The organism is Nostoc sp., assembly GCF_036917275.1.
GTDB lineage: Bacteria > Cyanobacteriota > Cyanobacteriia > Cyanobacteriales > Nostocaceae > Nostoc.
This window is the reverse complement of the sequence record NZ_JBALDF010000047.1, coordinates 40,179-57,095: the sequence shown is the minus strand read 5'-3', so window position 1 is coordinate 57,095 and position 16,917 is coordinate 40,179. Positions and strand designations below refer to the sequence as shown.

Genomic DNA, 16,917 nt, shown 5'->3' with positions numbered 1-16,917 from the left:
CTATTGCATGAAGTTGAGCAACCTGGATAAATATTCTGGCTCCTGACTTTTGACCAAAGAGGCACGGGAGCAGAGGGAGAAAAATTCTGGAATTCCCCTGACTTTAAGGGCTTCATTTTAATTTGACACATTCCGACACAAATCGTTAAAATAAGCATAGTCATAACGATTTCGTTTTAAAAAAGTTTGTTGATAGTAGCTAGTTAATAGTTTGTAGGTTAATTATGGTTAGAATTGTTGGCATTGGTGGTAGTTTAAGGCCCAACTCCTATACCCAGCTTGCTTTAGAAGTAGCAGTGCAAAGGGTTGAAGCTGTGGGTGCAGAGGTAGAAATTCTCGATTTACGGCAGTTGCAGCTACCATTTTGCACTGGTGCAAAGGAGTATCCAGAGTATCCAGATGTTCAACGGTTGCAAGATACAGTCAGTCGCGCTGATGGGTTAATTTTAGCGACACCTGAGTATCATGGTGGGGTTAGTGGTGTCCTGAAAAATGCCCTGGATTTGATGAGTTTTGAGCAATTGTCGGATAAAGTGACAGGACTAATCAGCGTCTTGGGTGGTCAGTCTAATAGTAATGCTTTAAATGAGCTCCGGCTAATTATTCGTTGGGTACATGGTTGGGTGATTCCTGAACAAATTGCGATCGGACAAGCTTGGGGTGCTTTCAGTCCTGAAAACAAGCTAGTAGATGAGAAACTCTCTCAAAGATTTGATCAATTTGCTCAGAGTTTAGTTGATAATACTCGCAAGCTGCGGGGCGTAAATTAGTTGTAGTTGTTGTAGGGTGTAGGGTGGGCAAAGCCTTGCCCACCCACCCCACTTAACTCAACTTAATGGTGGTGATGGTGGTGATGGTGATCCCCAGCTAGTTGGGGATTAACTGCCAAACTTTGTGACAACAGCTCTGCAATATGAGCATCAGCCCATTGTCCCGCCATAGCCAAAAATTCTGGATGGTCGTTGACGCAAGCCATTTGCACGTAGTTCGTACCAGGATGCTGTTTTTCTAAAGCATGGATGATGTGGTGGACATCTAATAAAGTTTCGTGGTTTTCTGTGGCAAAGCCAATTGGCATAAAAATTACCACTTTTGCACCTAATTGAATTAGGTTATTTGCTGCTTGTTGGGCGTTTGGCTGTGTCCAATCAATTAAGGGCGTGTCATGATTGAGCCAACCCACTGAGATTAAGGGATAGCGGTTAATCAACTTATCCCGAACTAAATCGTACATTGCTTCACTTTCGGCAATCCCAGAAGTAAAGCCTTTGGCTTTGTGCGGACAACCGTGATTCATTAACACAATGCCGATTTGAGAAGGTAGATAAGCTGCGGCTAACTCAGCAATTTTCTCCTCAACCAGATGAGCCATCAAATCGATGTAAGCTGGTTCGTTGAAGAAAGAAGGAATGTAGCGCTGTGCTTTAACCCAGTGTTCTTCACCATCAGTCAACTCAACAAGAGCATTATTAACTTGCTCGATCGCAATACCACTGGTAAAGATAGAATCAACAACCAGCAATGGGTAGATTAGCAGCTTATCAAAGCCTTGGTTTTTGATTTCTGCCAGGACTTGATTAGGTAGGAAAGGGGCGCAGAAGTTGAAAGCCTTAAAAACTTGAACATTCTCACCCCATTTTTCTTGTATATGCTTCTCGATCCCAGCCCGTTGCTGTTCAAAGATGGTATTATGTGGGGAGATAAAATCATGGTGTGTGTGTCCCCACTCGTGGCGGTCAAATAGCGCCAAAAGTTTTGCCAGAGGGGGATAAATCCAGGTTGGTACTGGTGCAAATTTTGCTGTCAGTAGATTTAAAGCCTGTTCGTTATAGTTGGCGAAATCTTCGTAGCTTTCGACTTCGCCGTAGCCCATAAGCAATACGGCTACACGGTCTTTACCTGATAGATGCTCGTGGGTGTGTTGTACTTTTTCCGGCGTGGCAACCACAATTAGTTCCTCAATATAACCAGAGTGCAGAAAAATTCTGAGTTAGGGAATAGTTTGCACATTTTCCCTACTTATAACTGATTATCCCATCCAGGGGGATAGGATAGGTGGGAAAATCAAAATAATACATCAAAAGATATACAAGATTTACGTGGGGCATTCGGTATTGGGCATGGAAAATTGAACCAATACGCCATCTGTATATATTGCTGAAATAACGAAAGCGGTTAAAATGCCGAAAAGCTGCATTCTCTGTGAAATTAATTTGGTGCAGCTTTGTGTAAAATGCGTCTATCAAGATTTAAGTCTTCAACAATTCCCAACATCAAGTTGAGAGATTCAAAATATTCTCTTAAAGGCGCAAAGCTAAACATACTTTTATGTAGATTAGGATTAAATATATTATTTTCTACTGCTTCATCTGATATTTTGGATGCTATGCCGCAGGTTTTACGAAACGCTCTGCGAACGTGTCCTTCGCTAATAGACCGCCACAGCAGATTTAAGTTATTAATAGGAAAAGCTGCTAGTACAATATACATCCGCAATTTTTAGAAGAGACAGATGAGTATAATTATTTGCCCTGGAATTCATGAGTCAAACTTAACTGAAAGCTTTAGAGTAGAATTGTTAGATTTAGTTTCTAATAGCGCGATCGCTTATAATGCCGCAAATATACTGATTTATCCGGGTAAAGATGTTTTGATTCTATCAGCATTTCATATCTTCCAGTTTTTGCGCGTTAGCTTGGGCGATCAGCTAAAATCGCCAATTATATTCATTAGCTTTAGTGCTGGCGTAGTTGGGGCAATAGGGGCAGCACATTTATGGCAACTCTTGGGTGGTCGTGTCAAAGCGTTTATTGCTATAGATGGATGGGGAGTACCACTACAGGGAAATTTCCCTATTCATCGGATGAGTCATGATTATTTCACCCATTGGAGTTCATGTTTGCTAGGTAGTGGGCAAAATAACTTTTATGCAGAGCCAGCAGTTGATCATTTGTCCATTTGGAAATCTCCCCAAACTGTACAAGGCTGTTGGGTAGATTCATCCATTGGGATTTTTCCACCCAAAGGTGATCTCACAGCATCTGAGTTTTTGCTTATGCTGTTAAAGCGCTATGAAGCAAATTAATCCGGACAATGGAGTAAGTAAACAGGAGTTAGGAGTGAGGAGTTAGGAATTATTCTCCCCTCTGCCCCATACCCCATGCCCCATGCCCCATCTACCCAAAGCAAAGTATCTAAATGTTTCCAACTGAACCAACTGCTGTTAATAACGGGTTTGGCGCACTGCTAAAAAACCGTGGTTTTATGCTCCTGTGGATTGGGCAACTGCTGTCCCAGTTAGCAGATAAGGTCTTCTTCGTTTTGCTGATTGCTCTGCTGGAGAACTACCCACCGCTTCGGGGGTTGGCACGAAACTCTATGTATTCAACCTTGATGTTGTCGTTTACAATACCAGCAATTTTGTTCGGTTCTGCTGGTGGTATCTTTGTTGACCGCTTACCAAAAAAGCTGATTCTGGTCGGCTCAGATGTCGTACGGGGAATATTAACGCTGTGTCTTCCCTTGTTACCACGAGAGTTCTTGATTCTGTTAATCCTAACTTTTGCCATTTCCACGGTGACGCAGTTTTTTGCACCAGCTGAACAAGCAGCCATTCCCTTATTGGTGAAGCGAGAGAATTTATTGGCAGCCAATGCACTGTTTAGCAGCACGATGATGGGAGCTTTAATTGTTGGCTTTGCTATCGGAGAGCCGATTTTGAGTTTGGCGAAAAGCTTGATGGGAGAAGAATACGGTCAAGAGCTTGTGGTTGGTGGATTATATATATTATCGGGTGCTATTATCCAGCCAGTTAGGTTTAAAGAACCCAAACGACCGACGGAGCATCGGGCATCAAATCACCCTTGGGCTGAATTCACCGAGAGCCTGCGCTATCTCAAGAAAAACCCTTCGATTTTGAACGCCATGCTGCAACTGACAACTTTATATTGTGTGTTTGCAGCTTTAACAGTGCTGACAATTCGATTAGCCGAGGAGTTTGGTCTCAAAGAAAAACAGTTTGGCTTTTTCTTGGCAGCAGCAGGGGTAGGTATGGTATTTGGTGCGGCGATTTTAGGTAACTGGGGTGATAAATTGCGTCAAAAGCCTCTACCTTTAATGGGATTTTTGATGATTGCACTAGTTTTAGGAGCGTTCACTTTTACGCACAACTTATTGCTGGCGTTAGGACTCTGTGCATTTTTGGGTGTAGGTGCTGCCTTAATTGGTGTACCCATGCAAACTTTAATTCAACAGCAAACACCACCTACGATGCACGGTAAAGTATTTGGCTTTCAAAATCATGCCGTCAACATCGCTCTGGCGTTACCTCTGGCGATTACTGGGCCATTAACTGATGCTCTGGGCTTGCGATTTGTGCTTGTAGGAATGAGTATTGTTGTCGTAGTTGTCGGTGTTTGGGCTTGGAAAAATACTCGCACAGTCTTGCAAGACGTAATTTAATTAATGTAGGCTAATAGTCTAACTTTATATTTAATATATAAAATTCTTAGAATTTGATTGTACTTTTCAATTAAAATGAAATCTTAACTACAGAATTCAGCATTTATTTTAGCTATAGTCTGAGGTTTGGCCGTGCGATCGCTTTCCCAAATTAGTCTGCCACAAACTGAGAATCACAAACAGTCTCGTACTTCTAGCCCACCAGTTATGCCCAAACGTGCATCTGGCGGTTTTGCTCTGCTTGACAGCCTTCAGCGCCACGGCGTTGATTATATTTTTGGTTATCCGGGTGGGGCAATTCTACCAATTTACGACGACCTGTATAAAGTGGAAGCAACTGGTGCTATGAAGCACATTCTCGTGAGACACGAACAAGGCGCAGCCCACGCTGCTGATGGTTACGCCCGTGCCACAGGAAAAGTAGGAGTATGCTTTGGCACTTCTGGGCCAGGAGCAACGAACTTGGTGACAGGCATCGCTACAGCCTACATGGATTCAATCCCGATGGTTGTGGTTACAGGACAGGTAGCACGTCCGTCGATTGGTACAGATGCGTTTCAGGAAACTGATATTTACGGGATTACGCTACCAATCGTGAAGCACTCCTATGTAGTGCGTGACCCCAAAGATATGGCGCGAATTGTCGCCGAAGCGTTCCACATCGCTAGCACTGGTCGTCCGGGGCCAGTTTTGATTGATGTCCCCAAAGATGTAGCTTTAGAAGAATTTGACTACATACCTGTAAAACCAGGTTCAGTGAAGTTACGCGGTTATCGTCCCACGGTGAAGGGAAATCCCCGGCAAATTAATGCCGCGATCCAGTTGATTACTGAAAGTCGCCGTCCGCTATTGTATGTCGGTGGTGGTGCGATCGCAGCTGGTGCCCATGAAGAAGTAAAAGAACTAGCTGAATTATTCAACATCCCTGTCACCACAACCTTAATGGGGATCGGTGCCTTTGACGAACATCATCCCCTAGCTTTGGGAATGTTAGGGATGCACGGCACCGCTTACGCTAACTTTGCCGTTAGTGATTGTGACTTGCTGATTTGCGTTGGTGCTAGATTTGACGATCGCGTGACAGGCAAGTTAGATGAATTCGCCTCCCGCGCCAAAGTAATTCACATCGACATCGATCCGGCAGAAGTCGGCAAAAACCGCATTCCCGAAGTGCCCATCGTCGGCGATGTGCGGAATGTGTTGGTAGACTTATTGCGTCGCTGCAAAGAAGCAGGCGTTAAGGCTACACCGAATCAAAATCAAGAGTGGTTAAATTTAGTTAACCGTTGGCGCGAAGAGTATCCTCTAATAGTGCCGCAACATCCCGACAGCATTTCACCTCAAGAGGTGATCGTAGAAGTCAGTAACCAAGCACCCCAAGCTTTCTACACCACAGATGTGGGACAACATCAAATGTGGTCAGCACAATTCCTGAAGAATGGCCCAAGGCGTTGGATTTCTAGTGCTGGTTTGGGAACGATGGGTTTTGGCTTACCTGCGGCAATGGGCGCTAAAGTGGCGTTTCCTGATGAAGAAGTCATCTGTATTAGCGGTGATGCCAGTTTCCAAATGTGTTTGCAGGAACTTGGTACACTTGCACAGTATGGGATAAATGTCAAGACGATAATTATCAATAACGGCTGGCAAGGGATGGTACGCCAGTGGCAGCAAGCCTTCTATGGTGAGCGTTACTCATGCTCAAACATGGAAGTAGGGATGCCAGACGTAGAGTTGTTAGCAAAAGCTTATGGGATTAAGGGCATGGTAATCAGCGATCGCAGTGAATTGAAAAATGCGATCGCCGAAATGCTAGCACACAAAGGCCCAGTGATCTTGAATGTCCACGTCACCAGAGACGAAAACTGCTATCCAATGGTAGCTCCTGGTAAGAGCAACGCTCAAATGGTCGGCTTGCAGAAGCAACCGCCGAAAGCAGCAGCAGAGCCAGTTTATTGTAGTCACTGTAGTGCAAAGAATGCTCCCACCCACAACTTCTGCGCTGAGTGTGGGACGAAGTTGTAACGCTTTTTGATAATTCTGACTAAAGAGGCCGGGGAGCAGGAAAGGGGAGAAAGATGCTGGAATTCGCCCTACTTACTGCCCCCTTTTTTCTTGCGTATACGTCGCTAAATCAACAATTGCGAACCCCAAATCAACAATTGCGAACCCCAAATCAACAATTGCGAACCCCGAATCAACAATTGCGTTCGCTGAATCAACAATTGCGAACCCCGAATCAACAATTGCGTTCGCTGAATCAACAATTGCGTTCGCTGAATCAACAATTGCGAACCCCGAATCAACAATTGCGTTCGCCGAATCAACAAATGCGTTCGCTAAATTAACAAATGCGTTGGCGTAGCCCGCCGCAGGCATCGCCAAAATAACATTAGATAGAGGAAATTAGAACATCTAATTCCCTCGCCTTTATAAGCTACGGTGTACACACAAGTCGAATTACCCCCCTTAATCCCCCCTTGTAAAGGGGGGAAAAAAGAAATCTATCTAGTTCCCTCCCCTTTACAAGGGGAGGGTTAGGGTGGGGTAAAAGAACTTTTCAAACATCCTCTTAGGCAACGGTGGCGTACACAAGTACTAAAAACCTTACTCGCTCAAGGCAACCTAAACTGTTTTTATACGCGGATAAATATATTATCTGCGTATTTTTTATCAAAAAAGATTCATCCCAATGTATATTTCCGCATTCTTTTGGGAATCATAAATCGAGGAAGAATTACAAACTGTAAGGTATGACTTCCTGAAATATCACGTAACTTTTAAAGGATAATTATGTCTAAACGCAAGTTGCCCAAAGGACGTAGCACCAGTTCAGTTGCTCTAGAACCAGAAGTTGCGATCGCAGTTATTGGAATGTTTTCCGCAGCTGCTGATGGTGAAGGTATAACCATAGAAGAACAATACGGTTTGAGTGAAATGTTGGGTGCTGTTTCCCAATTTGAAGATTACTCTGATGAAGACTATGAAGAGTTGACTAACAAAGTCGCCAGCTTGCTAGAGGAAGAAGAACCTGAAGTTTTAATTGAGCAGGCGATCGCATCCCTACCGAATAAAGGTTATCGCGAAGCTGCATACATCACCGCTATCTTGGTGGTAGGGATTGATGAGGAAGTACCCGAAACTGAACAAGATTATATCTCTGAACTTCAGGAAGCCTTGAAGATTTCAGACAAGCGAGCACAAGAACTGATAGACGAAGTATTCGGGGCAGATGAGGAAGAAGAGGAAGAAGAGGAAGAAGGAGAGGAAGAAGAGGAAGAGGAAGAATAGTGTTAATTTCTTCCAGTCAAACTGACGTTAAAAAAATGCTACACAAAGGTATTATCATCAAGTAGTTTTAAGAGCTATGTGATGACCATAAAAATTTCTCTTAGCTTAATGCTGCTGTTTATGGGGACTCAAATTAGTGTTACCCAGTCAGCAGCTAAAGCACAAACCCCAGTTGCACCAACAACCACCACAAAATCAATTTGCTCTACTCGACTGGGAACAGCTATAGATGCTGTAATCAATCGTCCTTTATTTAGTCGGGGGCGCTGGGGAATTTTGGTGCAACCCCTGTCAACCGGGACAACTCTTTACAGTCGGGATGCTCAGAAATATTTTACTCCCGCGTCTAACCTCAAGCTGTTGACAACGGCAGCTGCATTGCAGCAGTTGGGTGCTAATTTTCGGATTCGCACCTCAATTTATCAGAATGGCAATGGTGTTTTACGTGTTGTCGGTAGGGGAGATCCCAGCTTAAGTGATACTCAACTACAAGCATTGGCACAGCAGCTAAAACAGAAAGGTATTACCCAAATTCAGCGGTTAATAGCTGATGATAGTTATATTCAAGGTGATATTGTTAACCCCACCTGGCAATGGGAAGATGTGGAGTCAGACTATGGCGCACCAGTCAGCAGCTTTATTCTAAATCAAAATATTTTTAGCTTAAAACTTGTACCACAGGCTGTAGGTAAATCTTTACAAGTGCTGTGGACTGATGTTGGCGAGGCGAAACAGTGGCGGACAATTAATCAGTCAGTAACCGTTGCCCAAAATCAACCAACCTACGTTAACGTTACCCGCGACTTATCAGGAACAGTATTACGAATTCAAGGACAACTGACAACAAATTCTGAACCGTCTTTAATAGATTTGCCTGTAGTTGACCCTAATTATTACTTCTTACGGCGCTTTCGTACTGCTTTGGCAACAGAAAAAATTACCTTGGGGCAAACATTAGTAGTAAGTGGTGGTGTTAATCAAGAAGAAATAGCATTTGTAGAGTCGCCACCTTTATCTGAATTATTAATGGAAACTCTTCAGAATAGTAATAATCTTTATGCTGAAGCACTGCTGAGAGCATTAGCTATAAAAAAAATCAGAGTTAAAAATCAGACTAGCGCTGATGTAGGTTTGGAAGTTGTGAAAGCAAGTTTAACTCAATTGGGAGTTGATCCAGCAAATTATGTTTTAGTGGATGGTTCGGGTTTATCACGTCGTAACTTAATCACACCAGAAGCTTTTGTGCAAACTTTGCGAGGAATAGCAAAAACACCAGCAGCATATGTGTATCGCGCATCTTTACCAGTAGCTGGGAAAAGTGGAACCCTAAAGGGCCGCTTTCAAGATACACCTGCTGAAGGCATTGTGCAAGCAAAAACAGGTACTTTAACGGGTGTAATTTCCCTATCTGGATATATAAATGCGCCTAAATATGAGCCGTTGGTTTTTAGTATTATCGTCAATCAATCGGAGCAACCTGCAACAGTTGTGCGCCAAGCAATTGATGAAATTGTTGTGTTATTAACACAGTTACAACGTTGTTAACAAATGTTTAGAGATGCAAAAATTTGCGTCTTTAGATTCGCCTACTCTGGTAACCAGTTGAAGCGATCGCAGTATAGGATGTATCGGTAATAAACAGATTCACTCAAACCTTGTAATCCCACAACTTCAAGTTGTGGTAGTGTCAATAATTCGGAGTCCCATGATTACTAAGTCGCATTCAACGCTGTCAATTTCGGCAATTTTAGGTAAATGTCCCCAATGTTGAAAACCAAATGTTTCAAAAAGTTTTAAACTGGGTTGATTGTGGGCAAAAATGAAGCAGACTAGAGTTTTTAAACCCAAACTAGGACTTTCGCTAATTGCTTGTGCTAATAGTTGTCGTCCCAAACCACACCGATGAAAGTTAGGGGCTATGTAAATACTAATTTCGGCAGTTGTACTATAGGCGGGCCGCCCATAAAAGGATTGGAAACTAAGCCATCCAGCAATTACTCCCTTTACTTCGATTAGCCAAAGTGGGCGTTGTGAAGGCGATCGCGCCTTAAACCAAGTCAGGCGACTTTCCACAGATACTGGCTCTAAATCAGCGGTTGCTATGCGGCTAGGAATTGCAGCATTATAAATTGCCACAATAGCAGGCAAGTCAGTTTCAGTTGCATGGCGAATAGTCATTGCTACCGTCTTAAAGAAAATCTTGAGAAAATATTCAAAAATAATACAGCGTTAACAGCGTTCCGAAAGCCGTAATACAACGTTAGCTGCTACAACGAATAACGCAGCGTTAGTGAGTCAGTACCACAAGATTAGATCAATTATTTTTTACCCCTAGAATATAGATAGGTGCTTGACTTTTATTTCGTTTATTGCGTTTGTGTAATACAATCAAAACAAAATACCAAGCTAACCCTCTTTATGAATACCTTCCTATCTAACCAAAATCTTTCTACTGATTCCAGTCTTATTATAGAGGCCGAAGCTGAAGGCACTAAGCAACTTGAACACATACTCAATCAGGAAAATAATCAACTGAAATTAGTCGCAGCAAACGGCGAAGAAATGACTATTCCTGATTCTGTATTTCATGTATTACGGCAAGTAGTGCAGGCAATGGCATCAGGGAAAAATGTATCTATAGTTACATTTAACCCAGAACTAACAACACAACAAGCGGCTGATTTGTTGAATGTATCACGTCCTTATCTGATTAAATTATTAGAGCAGGGTGAGCTTCCTTACATTATGGTAGGAACTCATAGACGGGTGAAATTTGAGGATTTAAAAAAATATAAACAGCAAAAAGATACTAAACGTAGACAACTGCTAGATGAATTAATAGCCGAAAGCCAAGAGTTAGGATTTTATGAGTAGGGTGTTCTCATTATTTACTGAGTATTATGTATCGTGCTGTGCTAGATTCTTGTGTACTGTTCCCTATGTACTTACGAGATACACTATTGTGTGTGTCTGAGGCTGGGTTATATGTACCACATTGGTCGCAAGAAATACTTGATGGCACGACTCGTAATCTAGTAAATACAGGTAGACTCACAACTACCCAAGCTATGAGACTGGAAGCGAAAATTAAAGAAGCCTTTCCTACAGCACTAATCGCAGTTCCTGATAATATTGTTCAATTAATGACAAATCACCCTAACGATCGCCATGTTCTGGCTGCTGCTGTCACAGCTAAGGCTGATATAATTGTCACTTCAAACCTGAAGCATTTTCAAGATCAGGATTTAGCACCTTGGCAAATCAAAGCCAAATCTCCAGATGACTTTTTAACTGAATTATATAATCTTTATCCACAACAAGTGATTGAGGTATTACAGCGACAGTCTCAAAGTCTCAAAAAGCCACCCATGAGTTTTTTTGAGCTTCTAGAATTACTCAGTAGAGAAGCACCAGGATTTACAAACAATATTAAATCCCAAACTTGATAACCTAACCTGAACCACTAAATGTTACATCTAGTATCGTTGAGCGGGGAAAAACCAACGTGAAAGCACAAGTATTCAGAGGCGTCAATCAACTGTCTTACGAAGATATCCCAGTTCCAACCCTAGAATCAGATGAAGTGCTGGTACAGGTGCGGGTTGTGGGGTTGTGTCAGTCAGATATTAAAAAAATTCGTTATCCACTGTATGAACCGCCGCGCATTTTTGGACATGAAACTGCCGGCACGATCGCAGCATTAGGCAATGATGTTAAAGGTTGGCAAGTTGGACAACGAGTAGCGGTGATGCATCACATCCCCTGTATGCGTTGCTCGTACTGCCTAAATGATAATTTCTCCATGTGTGATGTCTACAAAAACATCTCCACAACCGCAGGCTTTAACGCCAGTGGCGGCGGTTTTGCTGATTATGTCAAGGTTCCCGGACATATTGTCCAAAACGGCGGGCTAATTCCCATCCCCGATCGCATCAGTTTTGAAGAAGCGAGTTTTGTAGAACCGACTAACTGCTGCTTGAAAGCTGTAAAAAAAGCCCAAATTGCCCCAGGACAAACTGTGTTAGTTACTGGTGCTGGGCCAATTGGGTTAATGTTTATCATGTTGGTGAAGTATTTTGGAGCAAAAGCGATCGCCACTGATTTACTGCCCTCTAGAATCGAAAAAGCCTTGAGTGTCGGTGCAGAAGCGGCTTTTGATGCTCGTGATCCCGATTTAACGGCAAAAATACATGCGCTAACTGGTGGACTGGGTGTTGATATTACCCTGCTGGCTGTTCCTAGTGAGAAAGCTTTCTTTCAAGCACTTGATTGTACCCGTAAGGGTGGCAAAATCTTGTTTTTCGCGGAATTTCCCGATGAGGTGGAAATTCCCATCAACCCTAATATCCTCTACCGTCGAGAAATTGACTTGATAGGAAGTTATAGCTCATCTTACCGACTTCAGAATTTATCAGCTGATATTGTATTTAATCAGCGGATTGATGTGCAAGCGTTGATTAGCGATCGCTATCCATTAAAAGATTTATCAGCAGCTGTGGAAGTTGCGATCGCACCCACACCGGATACTTATAAAATATTGATTTATCCGTAAAACAGAGATGAGGGGGATCTCTTCAATTTTGAATTGTGATCTCCCCCTACTCCCTCATCTCCCTGCTAGCCCAAACAAAATGCTTATTACCTTAGTTGCAGTTGCTCTACTAGCTTTTTACGTCGCTTGGAATCTTGGAGCAAATGATGTCGCTAACGCGATGGGAACCTCTGTAGGTTCTAAAGCTGTTACCCTCAAACAAGCACTGATAATTGCTGGGGTTTTAGAGTTTACGGGTGCTGTGTTGTTTGGACATGAGGTAACGGAAACCTTGGCGACGAAAATTGCTAATCCCGCTTTATTCGCTGCTACACCCCAAATATTCGTTGTTGGGATGGTAACGGTGCTAATTTCCTGTGGTGTGTGGTTGCAAATTGCCACATCGCGCGGTTTACCTGTATCCTCTTCTCATGCAGTTGTTGGTGCGATCGCTGGATTTAGTTGGGTAGCTTTGGGAGTAGGTGCTATTGATTGGTCATCAATTGGCTTAATTAGCATTGGCTGGGTTTTGACGCCGTTAATTAGTGGTGCGATCGCCGCTTTATTCTACAGTCAAATCAAGCACTGGATTTTGGATCAACCCAATCAATTAGTGCAGTTAGAAGAGTGGATTCCCTGGTTGAGTACTCTACTGCTAGGTGTATTCGGCGTAATTGTATTACCATCGCTGACTGAACCGCTAACTAATTTTGTAATTGAGCTTGGTTTTCCAATCCCTGCTTACGACATCCCACTCTTAACGGGTGCAATCGCAGCAGTTGGACTCACAATCATTAGTTGGCGACAATTGGAAGATTTGGGGGAAGTGGAGGAAAAATTCCCACCCCAGACTCAGGAATTACCATCAATCCAAAATCCAGTTGAGCGCTTATTCGGACGATTCCAACTGCTAAGTGCTTGCTTTGTAGCCTTTGCTCATGGTTCTAATGATGTGGGAAATGCGATCGCTCCTTTAGCTGCGATCGTCTACATCAATCGCACTGGTAGCGTACCTACAGATGGGATCACTATCCCCATTTGGATTTTAATCCTTGGTGGTGCTGGTATTGTTGGTGGTTTAGCTGTCTGGGGTAAAAAAGTCATTGCCACTATTGGCGAAAATATTATTGCCTTACAACCTAGTAGTGGATTTTGTGCCGAACTTGCTACTGCTACCACCATCCTCATCGCCTCCCGGCTAGGTTTACCAGTTTCCACATCCCACGCTCTCGTCGGCGGTGTAGTTGGTATTGGAATAGTGCAAAATATCAAGTCGATTAAGTTCAAAACACTACAAGGCATTGCCGCCGCATGGCTAATTACAATCCCCGTGAGTGCTGGCCTGTGCGCTGCCATCTTTAGCATCGCTCGAATTTTATTTTTGTAAGAATTATTAATATTTTGCTAACTTTTTCCTCTACTGCATCTACTCGCAACCAAACATAAACTGCAACAACGCCATAAAAGCAGGTTTTTGCAGAATTGCTACTGATTCATTAGAATGTTGTGCAGGGGATAGCGTAACTTTGAATTTCCACAGAAAGATACTTTAATCTCTATTTAGAGATGTAAACTGTCACACAAGTTACATTCCACACAAATTTACAGCTACTTTCGCAACTCAGACAATTTTGTGGCGGTAGGGCACGCATCTGCAAGTATTTGATAATTCCTGTTGGCAGCAAAACAATAAATATTTATTTGGAGTGAGATTTCTTTCAAAGTAAAAATCTCATTGGCGAATAATTGATGTAAATTAAACTGATCAAATACTTTTGTCAATGCTGAAGAAAACACCGTAGATTAAGCAGTATCGCAAATTTGATGCTATGCCAAGTTGTATTCAGTATCACAGAATTACGTTGAAATGCGGAAGTGCTGTTAAAATTTTTAATTTATCTGGCAAAATACAGGAAATTAAGATGAGCGCCAAGAAATTGTACGGGAAGCAGCTTTATCGTCAAGGTGTTAGAGGTTAGAAGCTAATGGGGCGATTCGAGAAGCAACCAGAAAACCCGAGAGTCAGAGGCGAGCTATCTAGAGCAGCAGAAAATGCTCTTTGGGCTGTAGTTGAAGACTTAGAAAATCTTCAGCAGAATGTCCTGAGAGTGTTGCAAGAAGACGTGAAGCGGCTTCAGTCAGAAAAAAATCGGTTATCTGATGACATTCAAAGCTTGCTAGAGGAAAAAGAGCATTTACAACAAGTGCGCCAAATTACTGAACAGCAAGTGTTAATTCGTCAACTGGCAGAAGTTCTGGCAAAGCATATATCTTCACAATTGCAATCCTCTCTGGCGACTTTAGCTAACCAAACCATAGAGGGCAAGTCTTATGATCAAGCTGCGCTAAAATCCGCCCAAGTCAGCAGCAATGTTGTAGTAGGTGAAATCAATGAAAAAGTTGAACACATGTTTGACAACTTGGATGACACCGTTACTGTTACCTTTAACTCGCTGCAACAGGAGCTGAAGAACTATCAAAGTAATCTTTCCCAACAGTTGTCACGGATGTATAGCCAGCAGCAGCAAGGGGAAACGATTTTGGCGGAGTTTGTTAATCGCCTGCATGGAGAACTAGAAAAAACTATAGAAGAAACTTCACGCAAACCAGCAACAGCAGGTACACCTACTGTTTTGCAGTTTACTGAGCCAGAGAAAAACAGTTCTTTTGAGACATCCCCGCCACCGTTTGGCGAAGTAGTAAAAAATTCCCCTGAGCCAATTTCCCCGATCCCTAATAAATTTTTAGAAAGGGAAACTAAATCAGAGCCGACGATTGTTAAAGAAAACGCCGCGAACCCAATTTCTGTCCCCAGCAAGGACTTGTTTCAAAAGGAAACTAAATCAGAGCCGACGATTAAAGAAAACGCCGCGAACCCAGTTTCTGGCCCCAGCAAGGACTTGTTTCAAAAGGAAACTAAATCAGAGCCGACGATTAAAGAAAACGCCGCGAACCCAGTTTCTGTCCCCAGCAAGGACTTGTTTCAAAAGGAAACTAAATCAGAGCCGACGATTAAAGAAAACGCCGCGAACCCAGTTTCTGTCCCCAGCAAGGATTTATCCCAAAGGGAAACTAAATCAGAGCCTCCTGCTGCTGTCGTTTTGCCACCAAAGGACAATGCTACCGAACCAATTTCTATCCTCAATAAGGACTTATCGGAAAGCGAAACTACATCAGAGGCTGCGATCGCATCCGTGCTACATCCGAGAGCAATACAACCTTCACAAAAGAGAAACCCTGCTGATCCAATTTCTGTCCTCCGCAGGAACGGATCACACAGCAAAGCTAAATCTTCACCTTCTACTGCGCTAGAGTCGCCGGGATCAAAACCTCCACAACCGCGATCGCCTAATTCCTCAGGCTTATCACCCATCCAAAAAACCGGTTTCTTGCTGATTGTCTTATCGGCAGTGGTATCGTCGCTTTACAACATAGCCATCAAGGTAATTTTCCACGAGGGTTCCCAGATTTTTGGAGTATTAGAGGTAGAGCGGTTGCTACCACCGACTTTAGGCAATATTCTGTTAATTTTGACACTACGATTTATGGTAGTAGTACCACTGATGGTACTGTTGTCTCCTATATTGCATCCAAGACTGTGGCAAGATCTGGAAAGCTTGGCTAATTCAGTCCGAGGAAATCCCACATCTGCTAATGCAGCTACCAAGCAGATTTTGCTGTTCTCGATTGTGAGTGGGTGCTTTTTGTTTTTGTCTCAAGTACTCATATACATTGCGATCGCTCAAGTCACAACTGGAATGGCGATCGCCCTATTCTTTGTCTATCCGATGGTTAGTGGTTTATTGTCGTGGTTTCTGTTTCGCGATCGCCCTACCATATTCCGTATCGGTGCGATCGCCGCGATTTGCTGCGGTGAATTGTTGGTTTTAGGGGGTTCTGCCACGATCGGCACGAGTAATATTTCAATGGGAAGCAGCACCGCTATTCTTTCGGGTGTGGCTTTTGCTGCCTATATAATTCTGACGCGGGTTTGTGCTAGCAAACTGCATCCCGTGACTTTTACTTTAATTAACTTCGCTACTATGTTGTTATTGAGCTTTATCTGCTTGATGCTACCTTTTTGGAACTTGGTAGTTGACCCCTCTAAGATGCTGGAACTGGTTTTAAGCGCGTTTATTTTGGGTGTGCTGACTCTTGCAGGCTATTTGCTTAACAATGTTGGTATTAGTAAACTAGGTGGCTCACGAGCGGCGCTCATCGGTGGTACCATCCCAGTTTTAACCGTGATTTTCGCTGGGTTAATCATTCAAGAAAATTTGGATTTTGTGCAAATTCTGGGAGTGTTGTTAGTAACCTTTGGCGCGGCTGCTTTCAGCTTTGAAACAATGCGAAATCAGGTTAAATCGTCTAGTCCCACGAATTAAATGGCTTCAATCAGTTTAGCTGAACTGCCCCACGGATAAATCCGGGGGGTTCTAACTCCACTAACTTCTCTAAACTAATGCGATCGCAGGTATTCTATATATTTTAGATCCTAAATTTCTATATCTATCAAGACTTACGCATTGAAAACCTGAAACCCTGATTCCCCCTTAAAAAGCTACGCTATGTCTCCCCTAAGAGCAAGCTCTTAGGGGTTGGGGATGGGGTGTTAGGGACTTTTTTTTGCAAGAAGT

15 protein-coding genes are annotated in these 16,917 nt (G+C 43.0%); 12 read left to right on the top strand and 3 right to left on the bottom strand.

Features of this window, described 5'->3' with window-relative positions; genetic code table 11:
- Nucleotides 1–224 precede the first annotated feature (224 nt).
- On the top strand, nucleotides 225–770 hold the full coding sequence (locus V7K35_RS17685) for an NADPH-dependent FMN reductase (protein WP_273765199.1): 546 nt from the start codon (nucleotides 225–227) through the stop codon (nucleotides 768–770).
- Nucleotides 771–832: 62 nt separating this feature from the next.
- On the opposite strand, the gene V7K35_RS17680 is transcribed toward V7K35_RS17685, so the two are convergent.
- Nucleotides 833–1,948: a ferrochelatase gene (locus V7K35_RS17680; protein ID WP_335080518.1), complete on the bottom strand. Its 1,116-nt coding sequence runs from the start codon at nucleotides 1,946–1,948 to the stop codon at nucleotides 833–835.
- 260 nt (nucleotides 1,949–2,208) lie between these two features.
- Nucleotides 2,209–2,490, bottom strand: a complete 282-nt coding sequence (locus tag V7K35_RS17675) for a DUF3137 domain-containing protein (protein ID WP_335080517.1) — start codon at nucleotides 2,488–2,490, stop codon at nucleotides 2,209–2,211.
- A gap of 22 nt (nucleotides 2,491–2,512) precedes the next feature.
- Between V7K35_RS17675 and V7K35_RS17670 the strand changes: the two genes are divergently transcribed.
- From V7K35_RS17670 to dacB, 6 genes are all read left to right on the top strand, one after another.
- The gene (locus V7K35_RS17670) at nucleotides 2,513–3,085 is read left to right on the top strand and encodes a hypothetical protein (protein ID WP_335080516.1); all 573 of its coding nucleotides are present in this window, start codon (nucleotides 2,513–2,515) and stop codon (nucleotides 3,083–3,085) included.
- 113 nt (nucleotides 3,086–3,198) lie between these two features.
- Entirely contained in the window at nucleotides 3,199–4,461 is a 1,263-nt protein-coding gene (locus V7K35_RS17665) for an MFS transporter (RefSeq protein WP_335080515.1), read from the top strand.
- A gap of 132 nt (nucleotides 4,462–4,593) precedes the next feature.
- Nucleotides 4,594–6,483 carry a biosynthetic-type acetolactate synthase large subunit gene (gene ilvB, locus V7K35_RS17660; protein ID WP_335080514.1) on the top strand — a complete coding sequence of 630 codons (1,890 nt, stop codon included), beginning with the start codon at nucleotides 4,594–4,596 and terminating at the stop codon, nucleotides 6,481–6,483.
- 53 nt (nucleotides 6,484–6,536) lie between these two features.
- Nucleotides 6,537–6,806: a hypothetical protein gene (locus tag V7K35_RS17655; RefSeq protein ID WP_335080513.1), complete on the top strand. Its 270-nt coding sequence runs from the start codon at nucleotides 6,537–6,539 to the stop codon at nucleotides 6,804–6,806.
- Nucleotides 6,807–7,251: 445 nt separating this feature from the next.
- Complete coding sequence (locus V7K35_RS17650) at nucleotides 7,252–7,749, top strand: tellurite resistance TerB family protein (protein WP_335080512.1); 498 nt, start codon at nucleotides 7,252–7,254, stop codon at nucleotides 7,747–7,749.
- A gap of 81 nt (nucleotides 7,750–7,830) precedes the next feature.
- Complete coding sequence (dacB, locus tag V7K35_RS17645) at nucleotides 7,831–9,294, top strand: D-alanyl-D-alanine carboxypeptidase/D-alanyl-D-alanine endopeptidase (RefSeq protein WP_335080511.1); 1,464 nt, start codon at nucleotides 7,831–7,833, stop codon at nucleotides 9,292–9,294.
- Between the two features lie 126 nt (nucleotides 9,295–9,420).
- Here the strand turns inward: dacB and V7K35_RS17640 are convergent, their stop codons facing one another.
- Nucleotides 9,421–9,927 carry a GNAT family N-acetyltransferase gene (locus tag V7K35_RS17640; protein WP_335080510.1) on the bottom strand — a complete coding sequence of 169 codons (507 nt, stop codon included), beginning with the start codon at nucleotides 9,925–9,927 and terminating at the stop codon, nucleotides 9,421–9,423.
- A gap of 240 nt (nucleotides 9,928–10,167) precedes the next feature.
- On the opposite strand from V7K35_RS17640, the gene V7K35_RS17635 reads away from it, so the two are divergent.
- The 5 genes from V7K35_RS17635 (at nucleotide 10,168) to V7K35_RS17615 (ending at nucleotide 16,665) form a co-directional block, all read left to right on the top strand.
- On the top strand, nucleotides 10,168–10,623 hold the full coding sequence (locus V7K35_RS17635) for a helix-turn-helix domain-containing protein (protein ID WP_335080509.1): 456 nt from the start codon (nucleotides 10,168–10,170) through the stop codon (nucleotides 10,621–10,623).
- Between the two features lie 26 nt (nucleotides 10,624–10,649).
- Nucleotides 10,650–11,195 (top strand): PIN domain-containing protein, encoded by a 546-nt coding sequence (locus tag V7K35_RS17630; protein ID WP_335080508.1) that lies wholly within the window; start codon nucleotides 10,650–10,652, stop codon nucleotides 11,193–11,195.
- 59 nt (nucleotides 11,196–11,254) lie between these two features.
- On the top strand, nucleotides 11,255–12,301 hold the full coding sequence (locus tag V7K35_RS17625) for a zinc-dependent dehydrogenase (protein WP_335080507.1): 1,047 nt from the start codon (nucleotides 11,255–11,257) through the stop codon (nucleotides 12,299–12,301).
- A 79-nt stretch (nucleotides 12,302–12,380) separates the two neighbouring features.
- Entirely contained in the window at nucleotides 12,381–13,667 is a 1,287-nt protein-coding gene (locus tag V7K35_RS17620; RefSeq protein WP_335080506.1) for an inorganic phosphate transporter, read from the top strand.
- A 598-nt stretch (nucleotides 13,668–14,265) separates the two neighbouring features.
- The gene (locus tag V7K35_RS17615; RefSeq protein WP_335080505.1) at nucleotides 14,266–16,665 is read left to right on the top strand and encodes an EamA family transporter; all 2,400 of its coding nucleotides are present in this window, start codon (nucleotides 14,266–14,268) and stop codon (nucleotides 16,663–16,665) included.
- The last annotated feature ends 252 nt before the right edge of the window (nucleotides 16,666–16,917 follow it).